At 65.6% G+C, this 19,871-nt stretch carries 19 protein-coding genes and 1 pseudogene; 11 read left to right on the top strand and 9 right to left on the bottom strand.

Translation table 11 applies throughout. The features are described from left to right. Positions 1-101: 101 nt before the first annotated feature. Genes AB0305_RS06065 through AB0305_RS06055 form a run of 3 tightly spaced genes read left to right on the top strand, consistent with a single transcriptional unit; the run spans position 102 to position 2,689 of the window. Positions 102-974 (top strand): biotin--[acetyl-CoA-carboxylase] ligase, encoded by an 873-nt coding sequence (locus AB0305_RS06065; RefSeq protein ID WP_366172118.1) that lies wholly within the window; start codon positions 102-104, stop codon positions 972-974. Continuing rightward, complete coding sequence (locus AB0305_RS06060) at positions 971-1,834, top strand: type III pantothenate kinase (protein ID WP_366172116.1); 864 nt, start codon at positions 971-973, stop codon at positions 1,832-1,834. Before AB0305_RS06065 ends, AB0305_RS06060 begins: the two co-directional genes overlap by 4 nt. A gap of 48 nt (positions 1,835-1,882) precedes the next feature. Beyond that, positions 1,883-2,689 (top strand): SPOR domain-containing protein, encoded by an 807-nt coding sequence (locus AB0305_RS06055; RefSeq protein ID WP_366172114.1) that lies wholly within the window; start codon positions 1,883-1,885, stop codon positions 2,687-2,689. A gap of 31 nt (positions 2,690-2,720) precedes the next feature. Here the strand turns inward: AB0305_RS06055 and rfaE2 are convergent, their stop codons facing one another. Together rfaE2 and AB0305_RS06045 are read right to left on the bottom strand one after the other, a co-directional pair. After that, positions 2,721-3,278, bottom strand: a complete 558-nt coding sequence (gene rfaE2, locus AB0305_RS06050) for a D-glycero-beta-D-manno-heptose 1-phosphate adenylyltransferase (protein ID WP_366172112.1) — start codon at positions 3,276-3,278, stop codon at positions 2,721-2,723. A 23-nt stretch (positions 3,279-3,301) separates the two neighbouring features. Beyond that, a complete protein-coding gene (locus tag AB0305_RS06045) occupies positions 3,302-4,162 on the bottom strand; it encodes a hypothetical protein (protein ID WP_366172110.1) in 861 nt (286 codons plus the stop codon). A gap of 398 nt (positions 4,163-4,560) precedes the next feature. Between AB0305_RS06045 and AB0305_RS06040 the strand changes: the two genes are divergently transcribed. Beyond that, positions 4,561-5,241 carry a glutathione peroxidase gene (locus AB0305_RS06040; RefSeq protein WP_366172108.1) on the top strand — a complete coding sequence of 227 codons (681 nt, stop codon included), beginning with the start codon at positions 4,561-4,563 and terminating at the stop codon, positions 5,239-5,241. 12 nt (positions 5,242-5,253) lie between these two features. Here AB0305_RS06040 and AB0305_RS06035 read toward each other — a convergent pair whose 3' ends face one another. The 4 genes from AB0305_RS06035 to AB0305_RS06020 form a co-directional block, all read right to left on the bottom strand. Next, positions 5,254-6,438, bottom strand: a complete 1,185-nt coding sequence (locus tag AB0305_RS06035; protein WP_366172106.1) for a patatin-like phospholipase family protein — start codon at positions 6,436-6,438, stop codon at positions 5,254-5,256. Between the two features lie 3 nt (positions 6,439-6,441). Continuing rightward, complete coding sequence (locus tag AB0305_RS06030) at positions 6,442-7,335, bottom strand: PhaM family polyhydroxyalkanoate granule multifunctional regulatory protein (RefSeq protein ID WP_366172104.1); 894 nt, start codon at positions 7,333-7,335, stop codon at positions 6,442-6,444. Between the two features lie 37 nt (positions 7,336-7,372). Further along, complete coding sequence (locus AB0305_RS06025; protein WP_366172102.1) at positions 7,373-8,191, bottom strand: enoyl-CoA hydratase/isomerase family protein; 819 nt, start codon at positions 8,189-8,191, stop codon at positions 7,373-7,375. Between the two features lie 191 nt (positions 8,192-8,382). Continuing rightward, positions 8,383-9,045, bottom strand: coding sequence for a hypothetical protein (locus AB0305_RS06020; protein ID WP_366172100.1), 663 nt, complete (start codon positions 9,043-9,045; stop codon positions 8,383-8,385). Between the two features lie 103 nt (positions 9,046-9,148). Here AB0305_RS06020 and AB0305_RS06015 point away from each other — a divergent pair, with 103 nt between their 5' ends. Further along, positions 9,149-10,045: an IclR family transcriptional regulator gene (locus AB0305_RS06015; RefSeq protein WP_366172098.1), complete on the top strand. Its 897-nt coding sequence runs from the start codon at positions 9,149-9,151 to the stop codon at positions 10,043-10,045. A gap of 16 nt (positions 10,046-10,061) precedes the next feature. Here AB0305_RS06015 and AB0305_RS06010 read toward each other — a convergent pair whose 3' ends face one another. Then, positions 10,062-11,054: a fumarylacetoacetate hydrolase family protein gene (locus tag AB0305_RS06010; protein WP_366172096.1), complete on the bottom strand. Its 993-nt coding sequence runs from the start codon at positions 11,052-11,054 to the stop codon at positions 10,062-10,064. A gap of 106 nt (positions 11,055-11,160) precedes the next feature. Between AB0305_RS06010 and AB0305_RS06005 the strand changes: the two genes are divergently transcribed. The 4 genes from AB0305_RS06005 to AB0305_RS05990 all read left to right on the top strand — a co-directional run bounded on the left by AB0305_RS06005 (position 11,161) and on the right by AB0305_RS05990 (position 14,554). Further along, positions 11,161-12,033, top strand: coding sequence for an IclR family transcriptional regulator (locus tag AB0305_RS06005; RefSeq protein ID WP_366172094.1), 873 nt, complete (start codon positions 11,161-11,163; stop codon positions 12,031-12,033). Positions 12,034-12,037: 4 nt separating this feature from the next. Continuing rightward, positions 12,038-13,135, top strand: a complete 1,098-nt coding sequence (locus AB0305_RS06000; RefSeq protein ID WP_366172092.1) for a DUF3108 domain-containing protein — start codon at positions 12,038-12,040, stop codon at positions 13,133-13,135. Positions 13,136-13,137: 2 nt separating this feature from the next. Continuing rightward, entirely contained in the window at positions 13,138-13,977 is an 840-nt protein-coding gene (locus tag AB0305_RS05995; protein ID WP_366172090.1) for an alpha/beta fold hydrolase, read from the top strand. A 319-nt stretch (positions 13,978-14,296) separates the two neighbouring features. Continuing rightward, positions 14,297-14,554, top strand: a complete 258-nt coding sequence (locus tag AB0305_RS05990; protein WP_012760982.1) for a DUF3567 domain-containing protein — start codon at positions 14,297-14,299, stop codon at positions 14,552-14,554. Between the two features lie 109 nt (positions 14,555-14,663). Here AB0305_RS05990 and AB0305_RS05985 read toward each other — a convergent pair whose 3' ends face one another. Together AB0305_RS05985 and AB0305_RS05980 are read right to left on the bottom strand one after the other, a co-directional pair. Continuing rightward, positions 14,664-15,056, bottom strand: a complete 393-nt coding sequence (locus AB0305_RS05985) for a rhodanese-like domain-containing protein (protein WP_366172087.1) — start codon at positions 15,054-15,056, stop codon at positions 14,664-14,666. Positions 15,057-15,064: 8 nt separating this feature from the next. Beyond that, positions 15,065-15,208 (bottom strand): hypothetical protein, encoded by a 144-nt coding sequence (locus tag AB0305_RS05980; RefSeq protein WP_366172085.1) that lies wholly within the window; start codon positions 15,206-15,208, stop codon positions 15,065-15,067. On the opposite strand from AB0305_RS05980, the pseudogene metH reads away from it, so the two are divergent. After that, a pseudogene (gene metH / locus AB0305_RS05975) lies at positions 15,207-19,015 on the top strand (methionine synthase). The gene AB0305_RS05980 and the pseudogene metH overlap by 2 nt on opposite strands. A 239-nt stretch (positions 19,016-19,254) precedes the next feature. Next, positions 19,255-19,683, top strand: a complete 429-nt coding sequence (locus AB0305_RS05970; RefSeq protein WP_366172083.1) for a hypothetical protein — start codon at positions 19,255-19,257, stop codon at positions 19,681-19,683. Positions 19,684-19,871 lie beyond the last annotated feature (188 nt).

Below are 19,871 nucleotides of genomic sequence, written 5' to 3'. Positions count from 1 at the left end.
TGGGCCTGATGCGCCGCTTGCCGCAAGCATCGTGCCTCGGTTTGGAGGCCGCGCTCGTACAATGCGCCCATCTGTTGCGCGAACCCTGATCGCTCGCTTTTATGTCTCTCGCAGAACCCTCCGCCCGCTGGCGCCTGTCACGCGAACGTATCCAACCCAGCGGCCCCGCTGCCGGCTGGCCGGTCGCCGTGGTGGAAGCCACCGGCTCGACCAACGCCGATCTGATGGCCGCCGTGCGCGACGCCGCCTGGCCTGCCGACGCTGCCGGCCCAGGCGTGGCACCCTTGCTTGCCGCCCGCGTGCTCGCAGCGCAGCACCAGACCGCCGGACGCGGCCGCCAAGGCCGTCCATGGAGCGGAGACCACGGCCTGACCTTTTCCGTCGCCTGCGCCTTTGCCGGCGAGCCCGCACAGCTGGGCGGCCTGAGCCTGGCCGTCGGTGTGGCCGTGGCCGATGCCGTGGCAGCCTACGCAGAAAGCCACGGCGGCAGCGCACACGCCCTGTCGCTCAAGTGGCCCAACGACGTGCTGATCGCCGGGCGCAAGCTCGCCGGCATCCTGGTCGAAACCGTGCGTGCAGCGCCCGGACAGACCTGGGCCGTCACCGGCATCGGCCTGAACCTGGAGCGCCCGCGCATGCTGGAAGACACGCTGGGGCGCGAACTGTCGGGCATCGAAGAACTCGTGGACACGCCGGAGCCGAACGCGGTGTTCTCGGCGCTGCTCACGTCGCTGGGCGAACATCTGCAGCGCTTTGGCGCGCAGGGCCTGGCGCCGTTCGTCGCGCCGTTTGCCGCGCGCGATGCGTTTGCCGGCGAACGCGTGCGCCTGTGGCAAGACGGCACCGTGGTGCTCGAAGGCGTGGCGCACGGCATCGATGCGCATGGCCGGCTGGCCATCGAATCGGGCGGCCGCGTGCAGTGGATTCACAGCGGCGAGGTATCGCTGCGCAGTGCAGACGCGGAGCAGCCATGACGCGCCTCAAGGCCCCCGCTGTGCCCACTCGCCCGCTGCTGCTGATCGACGCCGGCAACACACGCATCAAATGGGCGTGGATCGCCAGCGGTGTCGATGCACTGCCGGAAGCGCCCGACGCCGCGCCCTGGCAACACGCTGGCGCGCGCACGCACGACCAACTCGCCGAGCTGGTGGAAGACTGGCGCGACTGCCATGTCACGGGCGTCGCACCGCCCGAAGTGTGGATCAGCGCCGTGGCCGGCCCCGCGCTGCGCGATGCGCTAACGGCACGCATCGCCCGCGTGTTCGACGGCGCGCGCGTGCGCATCGCCGCATCGGAAGCCGCCACCGCCGGGCTGCGCAATGGCTATCGCGAACCTGGCCAACTGGGCACGGACCGATGGGTCGGCGCGGTCGGTGCGCGCCATGTGTGGCCCGACACGGCACTGCTGCTCGTCACAGCCGGCACGGCCACCACGCTCGACGTCATCACGCCCGACGGCCTGTTCGCCGGCGGGCTGATCCTCCCGGGCATTACGCTGATGATGCGTGCGCTCTCCCGCAACACCGCGCAGTTGCCCGAAGTGGACATCGCCTACCTCAGCACACGCGACGTGGTCGTACCGCCATGGGCAGACAACACGCAAGACGCCATCGCGCTCGGTTGCATCACCGCGCAGGCGGGCGCCATTGCGCAGACGTGGCAGATGCTGCAGGCCCAATACCCCGGCCCGGCACGCTGCGTGCTGAGCGGCGGCGCCCGGACCGCGCTGGCCCCGCATCTGCGCATGCCGTTCCAGATGCACGATAATCTCGTGCTGCTGGGCCTGCAGGTGCTGGCGCGCGCGCGCCGTGAAGACGCCGCGCCGCCCGGCTGAAGGCCACCGCTGTTCTCGTCCTCCTGTTGTTGCTGTTTTGCTGTCGCCGTGTTCCTGCATTCCGAATCACCGTCCGAATCCACGCCTGTTCGCACCATGACGCTTCGCCTCGCCCTGCTGCTTCTGCTGCTCGTCAACGGCGTTCTGCTGGCGGCCAACGTGGGCGTGTTCGGCCCCGATGTGCCCAGCGCCTGGTTTGAAAGCGAGCGCGAACCCGAGCGCATGCGCCGTCAGATTCGCACCGAAAACATTCGCATTCTGGAGCCCGCTCCGGCCCCCGGCGCAGCAGCGCCCGCGGCTGCGCCGGCCTCCACGCCGGCGGCCTCCGCAACGCAGACTTCCATCGAGCGCGCCGCCCTCTCCACGGCCAACACTGCCGGCACGTGTACCGAACTCGGCGGGCTGACCGATGCCCAGGCCACGCGTGGCGTCGATCAGCTCAAGCCGCTGGCTGGCGTTGAAGTGGAGCGCATTACGCGCCAGGAAGACAGCCGCTGGTGGGTCCACATGCCCGCTCGCGACACCCGCGAAGACGCCGAGCGCAAGGTTGGTGAACTCAAGCGCCGCAATGTGGGCGACTCGGCCATCGTGCAGGAAGGGAATGGGTTCGTGGTGTCGCTGGGGTTGTTCCGCGACAAGGAGCGCGCGCAGCAGCGGCTCGATGATCTGCGCGCCAAGGATGTGCGCACGGCTGTGCTGACCGAAACCCGCCGCAGCGCCGCGCGCACATGGCTGCGCGTGACCGCCAGCGCCGACGCGGCATCCACTGTCGCGACCCAACTGGCCTCGCTCAAGAAGAGCCTCGGCGCAGACGACTTGCGCGCCTGCACCGCCTCCGTCACCGCATCGCGCTAACCGCCTTAACCGCGTTAACCGCGTTAACCGCTCAGGAGCTTGCGCGCACGCGCTTGAGCAGCGCCGTGGTCGAGCGATCGTGCTCGAATGGAATCGCCAGCGCCGTGCCGCCCCAGCTACGCACCACGCGCGTTTCCTCCAGCGCATCGATGTCGTAATCGCCGCCCTTGACGTAGATGTCGGGGCGCACGCGCTGGATGAGTTCGACTGGCGTGCGCTCGGCAAACAGCACCACTAAGCTCACCGATTCGAGCGCAGCCAGTACGGCCAGGCGATCATCCTGCGTATTGAGCGGGCGATCATCGCCCTTGCCCAGCATGCGCACCGAAGCATCGGTGTTCACGCCCACCACCAGCGAAGCACCCAGCGCACGCGCCTGCGCCAGATACGTTGCATGGCCGCGATGCAGGATGTCGAACACGCCATTGGTGAAGACCAACGGGCGCGGCAGGGCGCGCACGCGGGCTTCCACATCAGCGGAGTCGCAGATCTTCTGTTCGAAGGCGGGTGCGGGCTGGCGAACGGTCATGGCGAAAGCAAAATCGGAGTGGAAAACAAAACGGCCCATCGAATCGATGGGCCGCCGCATTTGGCACAGGCCAGTGGCAAGGATCAGGCCGCTTGTTCAGCGCCGGCCGAGCCGAGCAGACGTGCGTTGAGTTCCTTGCGGTAGCGGTTCAGGTCTTGCACGGTTTCAAAGGTGCGCTCGAACAGCAAGCCCATGTTGTGCAGGATGCGCTCAATGACCTTCTTTTCCCAACCGGCGTCGAACTTGATCTGCTCGTCCAGCCAGTGCTCAAGCCAATCCGGGTTCGGCAGACGCGACTGCACCGTATCTTGCGGGAACAGGGCCTTGTTCACGTGCAGGTTGGTCGGGTGCAGCGGCTTTTCCGTGCGGCGAGCCGAGGCCATCAGGACGCCAATCTTGGCGAATGCGCTGCGGGCGTTGTCGCCGAACTGGCCGAGGTACTTCTTCATGTAGCGCAGGTAGGCGCCACCATGGCGGGCTTCGTCCTGCGACAGATGCTTGTAGATCGACTTGATGACCGGCTCGGTGTGCCATTCGGAGGCACGGCGGTACCAGTGGTTCAGACGGATCTCGCCGCAGAAGTGCAGCATCAGCGTTTCCAGCGGCGGGGCGGGATCGAATTCGAAGCGCACGTTGTGCAGCTCTTCTTCGGTCGGCACGAGATCCGGGCGGAAGCGGCGCAGATACTCCATCAGCACCAGCGAGTGCTTCTGTTCTTCAAAGAACCACACGCTCATGAACGCCGAAAAATCGGAGTCGTGACGATTGTCACGCAGGAACATCTCGGTGGCCGGCAGGGCGGACCACTCGGTGATGGCATTCATCTTGATGGTCTGCGCTTGTGCGTCGGTCAGCAGCGACGCGTCAAACGTGTCCCACGGAATATCCTTTTCCATATTCCAGCGGACCGCTTCCAACGACTTGAACAATTCGGGATAGAGCATGGTAAGCCTTTGAATTTGCAGGCGGATTCTAGCAGACCTGCTTGACCGGCCCCGGTTTTTCGGCTTGCCGGGGCAAAGTTCTGTGTCTGCCCGTTTCCTCGTCACAACAGGCCTGCCGGTGCCGCGCAATACAACGCGGGTTGGGCGACCCCCTTGGTGCGCCGGGCGCTGGCGCGTTGCCTCGCGGTGGTCCGCGATGTGATCGACGGGTTGGCCGTCGTCTTGTGGGGAGCGAGCCCCTCGATGGCCAGCGCGCCCTCCAGTATAGGAAGCGCGGCGCGTACAAGCGGCGTCCGGCGTGTCGCGCGCAAAGCACTTCCGGTGTCGCAGCCCGGGCCCCGCGGCGTTATACCCTAGACTCAAAGGATCGACACACTGCTAGCTTTCGGAGGCCTGACATGTTGTTTTCCGCCATCGTCCCTGTGCGCCGCAGGTCCTTGCCACGGCATACGTCGGGCGTACTGCGCCGGCACCATCTGCTGGTGATCGCCATTGCGATTGCCATTGCCATCATCGCCCTGCTGCTGCCGCGCACGGGTCACGCCGCTGCGCCCGCAGCACAACCCGCGGCACCGGCCGGCAGTGGCACGTGCCCGGCCAGCCTGAATTTCCGCGTCAAACGTCTGCAGGACGACGCGCCGCAAGACCTTTGCCAGTACGCCGGCCGCGTGGTGCTGGTGGTCAACACGGCCAGCTATTGCGGCTACACCTATCAGTACGAAGGCCTGGAAGCGCTCTACGCAAAATACCGCGACAAGGGCCTGACGGTGCTCGGCTTTCCATCCAACGATTTCGAGCAGGAACCCGGCAATAGCAAGCAGATCGCCGCGTTTTGCTACAACACGTATGGCGTGAAATTCCCAATGTTCTCGAAGACGGCGGTGGTGGGCCCGAGTGCCTCGCCGCTGTACGCCTGGCTCGCCGCGCAGACCGGGCAGGCGCCGAAGTGGAATTTCCACAAGTACCTGCTGGACCGCAACGGCCGCGTGGTGGCGGTGTATCCGAGCAAAGTCGAGCCGGGCGATCCGGCACTGGCCAAGCGCATTGATGCGCTGCTGGCCGAGCCGGCGCCGCGTTGATCGACGCGCCGATCAGGCCGCGCGCATGGTGTCCGGTACCACGCCGTACAGGAACGCGGCCAACTCGTCGCGCCGGGCCTGCACATCGCGCTCACCCAGATCGATCAGTTCCTGCGTGAACTCGGGCTCGAACAGCAGATAGCTGGCGAATGCAGCGCCGCGCGCCTCGGTGCCGCCCAGCGGTTTGAGCAGCGCACGCACTGTGCTCGGCAAGCGCTGTACGTGGCGCGAGGCGATCAACTCAATGCGCTCGGACGGCGCCACCACCATCACTTCGATCTTGCGCCAGCCGTCGCGCGCATCGGCAATCTCGGGCGTGCGGGCGACCATCGCGTTGATGTGCTGCAGCCGTTCGATGTCGGTCGACAAGCCATCCAGGAAGATACTGGCCAGCGCCTGCCCGGCAATCTGCGCCAAGGACGGATAGCCCGACGCGGGCACCGTGTCATACCACCCGGGTTGCGAGCGCGACGCTGCGCCCACCACCAGAATGCGATTCGCACCCAGATGAATGGCCGGGCTGAGCGGCGACATCTGGCGCATCGTTCCATCGCCAAACCACTCGTCATTACCCTCAAGCGGCACCGGCTCGGCCGGAAATACGAATGGGATGCTGGAAGACGCCAGCAAGTGCGACACGCCAATCTCATCCGCCACGGCAATCCGCTGCGAACGCCGCCAAGGCAGCACCACATGCGGTGACTGGTAGAACGTGACGTGGCGCCCGGTGGTGTATGACAGCGCGGTAATCGCCAGCGCGCGCAGTGCGCCGGCTTCGAACGCGGCCTGCACTTGGCGGCCATCGTGATGGGCCTGCAGCATCTCGCGCAGCGGGGTGTTGTCGAACAGGGCTCGGGGCGTGCGGCCCGTCATCCAACCGAACGCCAGCGCAGTCAGCCAGCGCGCGCCGCTGGCGCTCATACGGCCCACATCAGTGCGATAGACACGGTCTGCGTGCAGGCTGCCCCAGAGCTGCGTGAGCGCCTCGGTGGCTTGCGTGAAGTCCTGCGCGCCGCGCGCGAGGCCCACGCTGTTGATGGCCCCAGCCGATGTGCCGCAGATCACGTCGAACGGTGTGCGCGCCACGCTGGGCACCGTGTCGCGTGCGAGCCGCGCGATGCCACGCAGCACGCCGACCTGATAGGCGGCGCGTGCGCCACCGCCCATCATCAAGAGCGCGGTGCAGTCGGTCGACATCGATCAGGCGGTGTCGTCGTTGGCCAGTTTAGGCGGTGCCGCCTTGGCGGGAGCCTTCTTGGCTGCGGTCTTCTTGGGGGCCGGCTTCGCTGTCTTACCGGCAGGCGCCTTGGCGGCTGGCTTTGGCGCCGGCTTCGGTGCTGACTTGGCGGCCGCACGTTTCGGCTTGGCCGGTGCGATTTTCTCTTCGATCTCCTCCGGCGCGGTATCAAGCCCCTCCGCCCCGGGTGCGCCCATGCCCCCCGCAGCACCGCCAAACCCCGGGAAGCCCGGCATCAGGTTCTGCGGCATCGGCATCGCAGCGGCCGCCGAACTGGCGATCTGGTTGAACTGCTGCTGCAACATGTTCCACCACGGCGACGGGTCCAGCGCTGCCGCAGCGGCATGCGCGGCGGCGGCCTGCGCTTGAGCGGCCTGGGACGCTTCAGCGCGAGCTTCGGCCGCGTCGTCATCGGTATCTTCCGACGCGACGTCCTCCTCATCTTCCGGCGAAGGCTCTTCGGCTTTGGCGGATTGGGCGGTCGATGTGTGCGGCCAGGCCGGCTTGCTGTCGGAGGCTTCGTCGGCGGTCTCGCCCTTGCCGGCAAAGCCATCGAACGCGGACTTCATCGCCTCGGGTGACAGCGCCGAGCCAAACGTCTGCAGCGCCACCAGCGTGGCGCGCTGTACCTCCAGCCCCTGGATGGCCGTGCGCAACAGGCTTGCGTTCAGTTGCAACCAGCTTTCCACCGCGCGCAGGTCGTGGATGCGCTTGTCGAGTTCTTCGAGATCCATCGGCGGCGCGGCAAAGCTCGCCATGTTGGGCATGCCGCTGGCCATGCCGGCAAAGCCGCCGCCCCATAGCTTGCGCAGGAACTCGAAGCCGCCTTCAGCGAAATTGGGCATCTGGGTGAACATGGTGTCTCCTACAAATCGGTCTTGGGTCGATGGCGGTTCAGGTGCCATCGAATGTGGGCGGCCGCTTCTGGCGCAAGCTGGCAATGCCCTCGCGCACATCGGGGCCGGCAAACCCCATGAATTCGAGCGCCAGCGAGGTATCAAAACTCGGGCCCGCCAGGCGCAGCCAGTTGTTCAACGCGTACTTGGTCCAGCGGATGGCCGTCTGCGAACCCGCCGCCAAGCGTTCGGCAACCTCGAAAGCGCGATTGACGAGCTCCGATTCCGGCACAGCCAACGACACCAGCCCGATGCGCTCCGCCTCATCACCGGTCATGGACTCGCACAGCAGCAGGTAGTACTTGGCCTTGGCCATACCGCACAGCAGCGGCCAGACGATCGCGGCATGGTCACCCGCCGCCACGCCCAAGCGCGTGTGCCCATCGACGATGCGTGCATCCTTGGCGGCGATGGAAATATCGGCCAGCAGACCGGCGACCAGCCCCGCACCCACGGCCGGGCCGTGCATGGCGCTGACGATGGGCTTGTCGCAGTTGATGAGGTTGTAGACGAGGTCCCGCGCCTCGTGCCAGACGCGCGTGCGCACGTCAAAGTCTTCGGCCATCTGTTCGACGAGGTGCAGATCGCCGCCAGCCGAGAAGCCCAGACCCTCGCCGCGAATGAGCGCCACGCGCACCGAGGGCTCGGCAGACACATCGCGCCAGATCTCGGCCAACTCGCGGTGCAGGCCCGCATCGGCGGTGGACAGCTTGCGATTGGCCGACTGCGCCGCACCCATCACGATCTCGAGGATGGGGCCGTGCTGGACGAGCGTCAGCACCTGATAGCGGGCGAAGCGGGGAGCAAGCGAAGTCATGATCAGTCGGAATGTGAATCAAGCATAGCGGATGAGGCCGCGCGTGCAACGCGGCAGACGCGTCGTGATGGCCCGATCGTGGGCGCGCTGCTCCGCGTGCGGCATGCGGTTTCCTCCCGTCATTGGGGGAAAAGCCTAGCGGTTTTGCAGCGGTTTGGCGATGCGGGGCTGCCCGGGCACCCGTTGCTGGTTCAAACCGGGCCAGTCTGATTCGGCACATGGTCACCCAACTGACGTAGGCCATGGACATAGGTATCGCTGTCCATTTCCGCAGTCGACTTGGCCAGGTAGTAGGCGAGGCCCAGGCGCCTGGAGGTGCTGGTGAAGACCTGATAGAAGTCGCCGAGGTCGTGCAGGCGCTCGACTTTCCGCCACGGGATCACAGCGGTCCTGTCCGAGGGCCCTCGCACTGACAACGCGGCGGACGTCAACGTCCACACATGCAAGCCTTCCAGCCGCGCCACGCTGCGCCGGACGGAACGCTCGATGATCGCCGCAATGAGGGGTTGGGTCCGTCGCTCGATCTTCGCCGTGAACCCTCGGCGCGCACGCAGCAGATGAGCGATCCCTGGTTTGTGGAAACGCCACCAGAGCCCGCCGTAGATCAGCGCGGCCACCACGAAAGGCAGCACCGCTTCGATCGGGCTGCGATGCGAGGCGCCATCCAGCCTGATCAGCCCGACAACCAAGAGCGGAACGATCAGAAAGACCGGCGGTAGCCAGCGCTGCATGACAGACTCCATGCGCATCTGCATGGCGGCCCGCCTGTTCGCAAGCCTGGCGATGCGTGCGGCCATCATGCGGTCGGCCAACGACTGGCATTGCGCGGCGCTGATGCGAAAACGTAACTCCATAGCCCGTCCTGAGTTGAAGTCCAACGTGATTCTAGGGCCACAAGCGCCGGTTGTATCTTTTTGCGTAACGCGTATCTTGTAGAGCGACACTCAAGACTTCAAGATGCCCATCGACAACCTCCTGCCCCCGGACGAACCGCCCGCGGAAGACACCCCCGCCGAGCGCACGAGCGCCGGCATCCAATCCGCCGAAATTGCGCTGACCGTGCTCTCGGCGATGGCGCGCACGGGTGGCGCGCACGCCGTCTCTGAATTAGGGCGGCAGCTCGGCATGCCCCGCGCGAAGGTGCACCGCTACCTCGTCTCGCTGGAGCGCATGGGCTTTGTCGAGCAGGACCCGGCTTCGGCGCGATACCGGCTCGGCACGCAGGCGCTGCAGGTTGGGTTGTCAGCGTTGTCGGACGTGGATTTCGTGCGCGAAGGGACCAACATGCTGCCCAAGCTGGCGGAGCGGCTCAACGAGAGCGTGTTCCTGTCGGTGTGGAGCAACCGCGGCCCGGTCATCGTGCGATGGGAAGACGGTGGCCGGCCGGTGGCGGTGAACGTGCGCGTGGGTTCCGTCATGCCGCTGCTGAACTCGGCCACGGGTCACGCGTGCGCGGCCTGGATGCCCGAAATCCAGATCGTGCCGCTGATCGACCGGGAACTGCGCGGCCCCGGTGCCGGCAAGGCTGGCCTGACCGATTGGCTGAACTGCCGGGCGCGCTGGCAGATCGTGCGACACGAGGGGGTGGCGCGCATCACGGGCTCGCTGGTGCACGGCATTGATTCAGTGGCCGTGCCGGTGCTCGATGCGCAGGGCAAGCTGGCGGGGGCGATTACGGCGCTGGGGCTGTCCAGCGCGTTTGACTCCAGCCTGGAGGGGCCCGTCTCGCAGACGCTGCGCGAGGCGGGGCGGTCGCTGTCGCTGCGCCTGGGGTATCACGGCCAGGCGCTGACCGCCGGGGCGGCGCCGATCAAACGCGGGCGGCGTCCGAAGGCTGCGTCCGAATCGGCATAAAGACACCGCGTAAGGCTTATGCCTGCGTGCCCGGCGCGACCACTTCCTGATCAATCGCCCCGAAGACCGACACGCCATTCGCATCGAACATCTCGATCTTTACGGTGTCGCCATAACGCATGAACTCGGTCACCGGCGCGCCGGATTCGATGGTCTCCAGCATGCGTTTCTCGGCGATACAGGCGTACCCCTTGCTGCGGTCAACGTTGGAAATCGTGCCCGAGCCGACGATGCTGCCCGCACGCACATTGCGCGTCTTGCAGATATGCGCGATCAACTGGCCGAAATCGAACACCATGTCGGTGCCGCAGTCGGGCTGGCCGACCTTCTTGTTGTTCCAGCGCACCGTCATCGGCAGATGCACCTTGCGTTCGCGCCAGGCGTCACCCAGTTCGTCGGGCGTGACGGCCACGGGCGAAAACGCCGTCGCCGGCTTGCTCTGGAAGAAGCCGAAACCCTTGGCCAGTTCGGCGGGAATCAGATTGCGCAGCGACACATCGTTGGCCAGCACGATCAGGCGGATACCTTCGGCAGCAGCAGCGGCGTCAGTGCCCATCGGTACGTCACCGGTGATGACGGCCACCTCGGCCTCGAAGTCGATGCCGAAGGCCTCGCTGCGGCAGACGATGGGGTCGTGCGCGCCGGCAAGGTCATCGGAGCCGCCCTGGTACATCAGCGGGTCGGTCCAGAACTCGGGGGGCATCTCGGCGCCACGCGCCTTGCGCACCAGTTCGACGTGGTTTACGTAGGCGGAACCGTCGGCCCACTGGTACGCGCGCGGCAGCGGTGCCATGCAGTTGGCCGCGTCAAAGGCAAACGGATGACGCGCGCGACCCGCGTTGAGTTGCTCGTACAGCTCCTGCAGTTGCGGGGCGTGGAAGGCCCAGTCGTCCAGCGCGCGCTGCAGTGTCCCGGCGATGTGCGTGGCAAAGTGAGCGGTCTTCAGGTCGCGCGAAACCACGGCCAACTGGCCGTCGCGCGAGCCATCCTTGAGGGTGGCGAGTTTCATGGGCGTCGTGTGCGGATCTTGTGCAGGAAAAAGCTGCGCGGATGGTACACCTTGCATCGGCTAAACTGGCCCGAACCCTGTTTCTGCCTGTTCCCGCCCCTCTACCATGTCCACGCTGCCCGCTGACACCGATCTCGACCTGGCGCCCGCAATTGACGGCGATGGCGATGGCGAGCTGGATGCCCCGACGCGCTCGGGCATCCAGTCCATCGAAGTCGGCTTCCGGCTGCTGGAGGTGCTCACGCACACCAATGGCCCCATGATGCTGCGTGATCTGGCGCGCGCCGCGCCGATGAACCCCGCCAAGGCACACCGCTATCTGGTGAGCTTCGCGCGCCTGGGGCTCGTCACGCAAACGCCCGAAGGCCGTTACGACCTCGGCCCCTTTGCGCTGGAGATGGGCCTGGTGAGCCTGAACCGGCAAGACCCGATGCGCCGCGCCCGCCCCGCCGCCGCCGCGCTGCGCGACGAGATCGATCACACCATCGGCCTGGCCGTGTGGGGCAACCAGGGCCCGGCCATCGTCCACTGGGAAGAGGCCAGCCACCCTGTGACGGTCAGCCTGCGCCTCGGCGATGTGATGCCGATGCTAAACTCGGCCACCGGCCGCGTGTTCGGCGCCTATTTGCCGCGCGCCCAGACGCTGTCGTTCATCCAGCGCGAGCTCGACCGGTCTGCCGCGCGCGCCGAAGACAACTCCGAACTGCCCAGCACGCTGGACGCCTATGACGCCATTTGCGCCGACGTGCGCGCGCACGGCGCCTCACGCATCCACGGGGGCGTGCTGCCGGGCATCAATGCCATGTCGCTACCGGTGTTCGACGCCAACGGCCAGTTATGCCTGGTACTGATCGCCCTGGGCGCACAAAGCACCTTCGACACCACCTGGAGCGGCCCGCTGGAGCGGCGCTTGCGGCAGGCCGCACAACAGCTTTCCGCCGATCTTGGATACGTTGCACCCAACGCCCCGCAACCGTGACGATGTGAGTACCGGCCGCGGGCGCCGCCTTAGTCGCTTTGGCCGCCTGCGCCGCGTCGGGCTGATCGTGTTGGCAGTACTGCTGTTGCACGTCATCGCTGTCGTCTGGATTGCGCGCAACCATCAGGTCATGTGGCCGCCCGAGCCGGAGCAGATCGTTCCGGCGCTGCTGTTGCGCCCGGAGCCCGTGCAGCCGCCAGCGCCACCCGCTCCAAAGGTGGCGCCCACGACCAAACCCCGCCCCACCGCGCCACGTCCGCAGGCTACACCGACACCTGCGCCAACACCGGTACCGGCGGCGCCGAACATCGCCAACATGGACCCGGAGGACTTCAGCGGCGCCAGCGCCCAAGCCTCGGCCAACTCTGGCGTGGTCTCCGACCCGGGCGCGCAAGGCCCGGGCACCGCCCCATCCGGCGCCAACTTTTCGCTGCCGCCGTCGGCCACCCTGCACTACGCCACCTACGTCAACGGCGTGCGCAATGAAGATGGGGTGATCCGCTGGGCCACCGATGGCAAAACTTACACGCTGGCCGTCGAAATTCCGCTGCCGCTGTTTTTCGGCACGCTTGCGTTCCGTAGCGCGGGCAACGTGGGCACCTATGGCTTGGCGCCCGCCCGCTACGAAGAAGTGCGCGGGCGCCGACAAGCCGACGTCACCACCTTCCACTACGCTGCCGAAGCCACGCCAGCATCCGGCGCGCAGAGCGCCTCCACCGTCACGTTCACCCGCACACCTGCTGTGCTATCGCTGCCCGAGGGCACGCAAGACCGCTTCAGCGTGTTTCTGCAATTGACGGGATTGGCGCGTGGCAAGCCCGAGCGCATCGCCAGCCCGGGGCTCACGCTGGAGATCCCCATCGCCGATACCGACAGCGTGGAAGTCGCCCGCGTGCAGCACATCGGGGAAGAGACCATCGATACCCCGAACGGCACGATTCGTGCGCAGCACTTCATACGGCTACCGCGCCGCGCAGACGACAAACGGCGCGTGGAGATCTGGCTGTCCGCCGAGCGCGGCTGGCTGCCAGTGCGCCTGCGCCAGACCGAACCCAACGGCATGCAGTTCGATCTGGTCTACCAGTCCCAGGAAGGAGGCTGATCGTGAACGGCAACGCCCACTCCCAATCCGGCACGGTGCGCGCCAACGGCATCGACATCCATTTCCGCATCGACGGCGCGGACGGCGCGTGGGTGGTGCTTGCCCACGCGCTGGGCGTAGACCATCAACTGTGGGACGGCATCGCCCAGCGCCTTGCCACCCGCCACCGCGTGCTGCGCTACGACGCACGCGGCCACGGCAAGACCAGCGCCCCGCATGGGCCGTACACGCTGTTCCAGATGGCCGACGACGTGGCGGGTCTGCTCGACGCGCTGTCGATCGAACAGACGCATTTCGTCGGGCTGTCGATGGGCGGCATGGTGGGGCAAATCCTCGGTGTGCGTCACGCGCAGCGGCTGCTGTCGCTCACGCTATGTGACACCGTCTGCTACACGCCCGTGACTGCGCACGCCATGTGGGACGAACGGATCGGCCAGGTGGAAGCGCACGGCATGAGCGGCATCATCGAACCCACGCTGCAGCGCTGGCTGACCACCCCATTCCGCGAAACGCACCCCGAAGAGGCCGAGCGCATCCGCAACCTGCTGCGCGCAACGCCACCGCATGGCTACGTCGGGGCGTGCCTCGCCATCAAGGCGCTCGACACGCGCAGCGGGCTGGCGCGCATCACCTGCCCCACACTCGTCATGACCGGCGAAGAAGACGCCGGCGCGCCCGTGGAAGTGGCGCGCGAGATTGCCTCGCGCATTCCCAACGCGCGCTTGAAAGTGATGCCGCGCGCAGCCCATCTTGCCCCTATCGAACAGGACGACACCTTCCTCCGCGATCTGGATGAATTTCTCGGGCACGCAGGATGCGGGAGCCAATGCGACACGCCTTGAAGCGTCGCTGCCTCGCCGATAGTTGCAGGCGCCATACACACGGCCCGTCGTCTACCCATCAAATGGCCGACAGCCGTTTGCACCTTTTGATGCAGACACGGAAAGGTCTTGTTACGCGACCACAACGCCCGTCACACATTTGGCCTCGCATTTGAGAACTTTGTGGTCAATGATTAAGCCCAAGGAACAGATGGGGCAAAGCGGTCATGCGGCGGGAGTTGATCGGCCCTTGAAGTCATGACTGGGGGCCCCATCTACCCGGTGCAGCAGTAGAGCAGTCCCCACAACAGCAAGACGATTGACGCCTCGGAGGTGCACCATGCAAATGATCTACAACAGCGACAACTACTGCGTTGTCGAGTTCGGTGTCGACGGCCAGCACGCCATGCTTGCCGCGGGCGGCTACGAGATCGTCGATAAAAACCTCAAGCGCGAGATCTTCCTCGGCGGCGAGCTGGCCGAGCACTTCCGCGAGGACGTCAAAAAGCTGATCGCCAGCGAACCCACGGTCGAAGAAGTCGACGACTTCCTCGGTAAGTTCGACACGGTGATGACGCAGCCCGTCACGATGCACTGACGTGGCGCGGGCCAACTGCCCGCCAGACGGATCAATAAAAACGCCCGGAGCTTGGCGCTTCCGGGCGTTTTTTCATGTGTGCATCGACTATCGCACCGATAGTTTCTGCCTAGCACTGTTCCCAGGGTAAGCCGGCGTGGCGCCAGCCATTGAGTGTGTTGCGATGGCGCGTGCCATCCAGGTCGCCCTCAAAGCCGTGGCGGACGACGTAGACGTCGCGGAAACCGGCTTCTTCCAATGCATGCGCGGCGGCGGCGGAGCGATTGCCGCTGCGGCAGATCAGCACGATCGGCCGCTCGATGCCGTGGCCTGTCAGCTTGTGCACGGTGGGCACGAACTCCGGGTTCACCTCCCAGTGCGGGCCGTCGTTCCAGGAAACGTGGTGTGCGCCAGCCGGGTGGCCAACAAACAGGTGCTCCATTTCACTGCGGCAATCGATGAACAGCGCAGCTGGCGTGCGTTGCAGGAAGGCGTGGGCGTCGGTCGGGTCGAGCAGTTGCATGGCGGCAGTCAAGGCGAGACAAATGGCGTGATGTTGATTATAGGAGCGTGATTGCTCGCAGCAGCGGCAAGTCCTTGATGCGACTGGTAAAATTGCGCTTTGGCCGCAATTTTTGCCGATTTGACCGGCCGCTGCACCTCGGAGTCCTCCATGACCGCGCCCCTGCCCTACACCCGTGCCGCCAACCTGCCCGCGTTGCTGCGCGAGCGCATCCTGATCCTGGACGGCGCGATGGGCACCATGATCCAGCGCTACAAGCTGAACGAGGCGCAATACCGCGGCGAGCGCTTTGCCGACCACCCAATCGACGTGAAGGGCAACAACGAACTGCTGCTGCTCACGCGTCCCGAAGTCATCCGCGAGATTCACGAGCAGTACCTGGCGGCCGGTGCGGACCTGATCGAAACCAACACCTTCGGCGCCACGACCATCGCGCAGGAAGACTACAAGATGGCGGACCTGGCCTACGAGATGAACGTGGTGGCTGCTCGCCTGGCGCGCGAAGCCTGCGACAAGTACAGCACGCCCGAGCGCCCGCGCTTTGTGGCCGGCGCCTTCGGCCCGACGCCCAAGACCGCCAGCATCTCGCCCGACGTGAACGACCCGGGCGCGCGCAACGTCAGCTTCGACCAGTTGCGCGACGCGTACTACGAACAGGGCAAAGCGCTACTCGAAGGTGGTGCGGACGTCTTCCTGGTTGAGACCATCTTCGACACGCTCAACGCCAAGGCCGCGCTGTTCGCCATCGACCAGCTCTTTGAAGACACCGGTGAGCGCGTACCCGTGATGATCTCCGGCACCGTGACCGACGCCTCCGGCCGCATCCTCTCGGGCCAGACCGTCGAGGCATTCTGGAACAGCCTGCGCCACGCCAAGCCGATCACCTTCGGCCTGAACTGCGCACTGGGCGCCGCGCTCATGCGCCCCTACATTGCGGAGCTGGCGAAGATCTGCGACACCGCCGTGTCGTGCTACCCGAACGCCGGCCTGCCCAACCCGATGAGCGACACGGGCTTTGATGAAACGCCCGACGTGACGTCCAGCCTGGTCGACGAATTTGCGGCGGCCGGCCTCGTGAACCTGGTGGGCGGCTGCTGCGGCACCACGCCCGAGCACATCAAGGCGATTGCCGACCGCGTCGCCAACCGCAAGCCGCGTGGCTGGCCGGGCCAGTACAAAGAAGCCGCCTGAGCCCTGACATCACGCTTGCACACTGCCGTCCCCCTTTGCATCAGAAGATCATGACCGACCACCCCATGCGCCTCTCCGGCCTCGAACCGTTCAACATTGGTGAGAGCACGCTGTTCGTCAACGTCGGCGAGCGCACCAACGTCACCGGATCCAAGGCGTTCGCGCGCATGATCCTGAACAGCCAGTTCGACGAGGCGCTGGCCGTGGCGCGCCAGCAGGTCGAGAACGGCGCGCAGGTCATCGACATCAACATGGACGAGGCGATGCTCGATTCCAAGGCAGCGATGGTTCGCTTCCTGAATCTGATCGCCTCCGAACCGGACATCGCGCGTGTGCCGATCATGATCGACTCGTCCAAGTGGGACGTGATCGAGGCCGGCCTGAAGTGCGTGCAGGGCAAGGCGATCGTGAATTCGATCTCGCTCAAGGAAGGCGAAGAGCAGTTCGCCCACCACGCCAAGCTCATCAAGCGCTACGGTGCGGCCGCCGTGGTGATGGCCTTCGACGAGCAAGGCCAGGCCGATACGTACGCGCGCAAGACCGAGATCTGCAAGCGCAGCTACGACTTCCTCGTCAACAAGGTCGGCTTTGCGCCGGAAGACATCATCTTCGATCCGAACATCTTTGCGGTGGCCACCGGCATCGAGGAGCACAACAACTATGCGGTCGACTTCATCAACGCGACGCGCTGGATCAAAGAGAATCTGCCGTACGCCAAGGTGAGCGGCGGCGTGTCGAACGTGTCGTTTTCGTTCCGCGGCAACGACGTGGTGCGCGAGGCGATCCACACCGTGTTCCTGTACTACGCGATTCAAGCGGGCATGGACATGGGCATCGTCAACGCGGGCCAGTTGGGCGTGTACGAGAACCTCGACCCCGAACTGCGCGAGCGCGTGGAAGACGTGGTGCTCAACCGCCGCCCCGATGCGACCGACCGCCTGCTGGAAATTGCCGACCGCTACAAGGGCGGTGGTACCAAGCGCGAAGAAAACCTCGCCTGGCGCCAGGAACCGGTGGAAAAGCGCCTGGCCCACGCGCTCGTGCACGGCATCAACGACTACGTGGTCGAAGACACCGAAGAGGTGCGCCAGAAAATTGCCGCTGCGGGCGGGCGCCCGATCCAGGTGATCGAAGGCCCGCTGATGGACGGCATGAACATCGTGGGCGACCTCTTTGGCGCCGGCAAGATGTTCCTGCCACAGGTGGTCAAGAGCGCCCGCGTGATGAAGCAGGCGGTGGCCCACCTGATCCCATTCATCGAAGAAGAGAAGCGCCAGATAGCAGCCGCCGGCGGCGACGTGCGCTCGCGCGGCAAGATCGTCATCGCCACGGTCAAGGGCGATGTGCACGACATCGGCAAGAACATCGTCACGGTCGTGCTCCAGTGCAACAACTTCGAAGTCGTGAACATGGGCGTGATGGTCCCGTGCAACGACATCCTGGCGAAGGCGAAGGTCGAGGGCGCGGACATCATCGGCCTGTCGGGCCTGATCACGCCGTCGTTGGAAGAGATGGCCTACGTGGCCTCGGAAATGCAGCGCGATGACTACTTCCGCGTGAAGAAGATTCCGCTGCTGATCGGCGGTGCCACCACCAGCCGCGTGCACACCGCCGTAAAGATCGCGCCGAATTACGAAGGCCCTGTGGTCTACGTGCCGGACGCCTCGCGCTCGGTGAGCGTGGCGTCGAGCCTGCTGTCGGACGAAGGTGCTGCGCGCTACGTCGAAGAGCTGCACGCGGATTACGACCGTATCCGCACCCAGCACGCCAACAAGAAGGCCACGCCGATGGTGTCGCTGGCCGCCGCGCGCGCCAACAAGACCAGGATCGACTGGTCCAACTACACGCCGCCCAAGCCGAAGTTCATCGGCCGCCGCGTGTTCCGCAACTACGACCTGAACGAACTCGCGCAGTACATCGACTGGGGCCCGTTCTTCCAGACGTGGGACTTGGCCGGCAAATTCCCCGACATCCTCAACGACGAGATCGTCGGTGAGTCGGCCCGCAAGGTGTTCTCGGATGGCAAGAGCATGCTCGCGCGCCTGATCGCCGGGCGCTGGCTCACGGCCAACGGCGTGATCGCGCTGCTGCCGGCCAACACCGTCAACGACGACGACATCGAGATCTACACCGACGAATCCCGCTCGGAAGTCGCGCTGACCTGGCGCAACATCCGCCAGCAGAGCGAGCGCCCGATCATCGACGGCGTGATGCGCCCGAACCGTTGCCTGGCAGACTTCATCGCACCCAAGAGCACCGGCATTGCGGACTACATCGGCCTGTTCGCCGTCACGGGCGGCATCGGGGTGGAAAAGCGCGAGAAGCAGTTCGAGGCCGATAACGACGACTACAGCGCGATCATGCTCAAGGCGTTGGCAGACCGCTTTGCCGAAGCCTTCGCCGAATGCCTGCATGCCCGCGTGCGCCGCGACCTGTGGGGCTACGCCGCCGATGAAACGCTCGACAACGACGCGCTCATCCGCGAGGAATACAAGGGCATCCGCCCCGCGCCCGGCTACCCGGCCTGCCCGGAGCACACCGTCAAGCGCGACATGTTCCGCGTGCTCGACGCCAAGGAGATCGGTATGGACCTGACCGAAGCGCTGGCGATGACGCCGGCAGCCTCCGTGTCGGGCTTCTACCTGTCACACCCGGAGAGCACGTACTTCACGCTGGGCAAGATCGGCCAGGATCAAGTGGACGATATGGTCGCCCGCAGCGGTGAAAGCCGCCTGTTCGTGGAGCGCGCCCTCGCCCCGAATCTCTGATTCTGTGACAAGACGTTTAGAACATGGCGAATCGTTCGCCATGTCTTACGACTGTGAAGCCTTGCTGGCATTGGCTTTGCCGGCATTTCAAGAGGGGTGATGCTGACATTACAAAGGCTTACACCCCCTAACAGTCGTAACCGGAAGGGCTCCATAGACTGAACCCATTCGCTCAACACACAGAGCGATGCCGCGACGAATCCCTCGCGTGGCCGTTCAGAACGAAAGGAGTCTCTTCCATGAACAAGCTGCTGATCTCCCTGTCCGCCATCGCCATCGCTGCTGCCTCGGCTTACGCCAACGCGCAAACCCCGTCGGCCAACGCCGGCGTGCAAGCCAACGGCACGGCAGCTGTCGCACCGGCACCGGCCAATACGGCGAACGTCGGCACCGGTCTGAAGGCTGACACCGGCGCAAAGCTCGACACCGAGTCGGCCAAGAGCCAACTGAACACCAAGGCCGAGCACGGCACCAAGGCCGCCCACGAGCACAAGGCCAAGGCGGAAGCCGGCATGGACAAGACCGCCGACAAGGTTGGCAAATCGGTCAGCAAGACTGAGAAGTCCGCAGGCAAAACCGCCAAGGCTGCCAAGGCAGACGTCGCCAACGCCGCGGGTACCACCGGCGCCGACGCCAGCGTGAACGCCAGCGCCACGACCCAAAAGTAAGCCAGCCTGACCGGGCGCAGCCCGGCACCTGTGGCCATGACGGGGCGGATACCACCGCTCCGTTTTCTTTTTTGGCGCGCAGGCACGTGGATTGCTCCATTTACACGCGCAAGCATGTTGCGATGCAGGCACTTCCGAGGGCGCTCATGGAAACCCACCCCACCACTCCGGACCCGGCCGTTTCAGGC

The sequence above is a fragment of the Arthrobacter sp. NPDC080086 genome, from assembly GCF_040702285.1.
The sequence above is the reverse complement of the archived record's forward strand: the minus strand, read 5'-3'. Positions and strand labels throughout refer to the sequence as shown.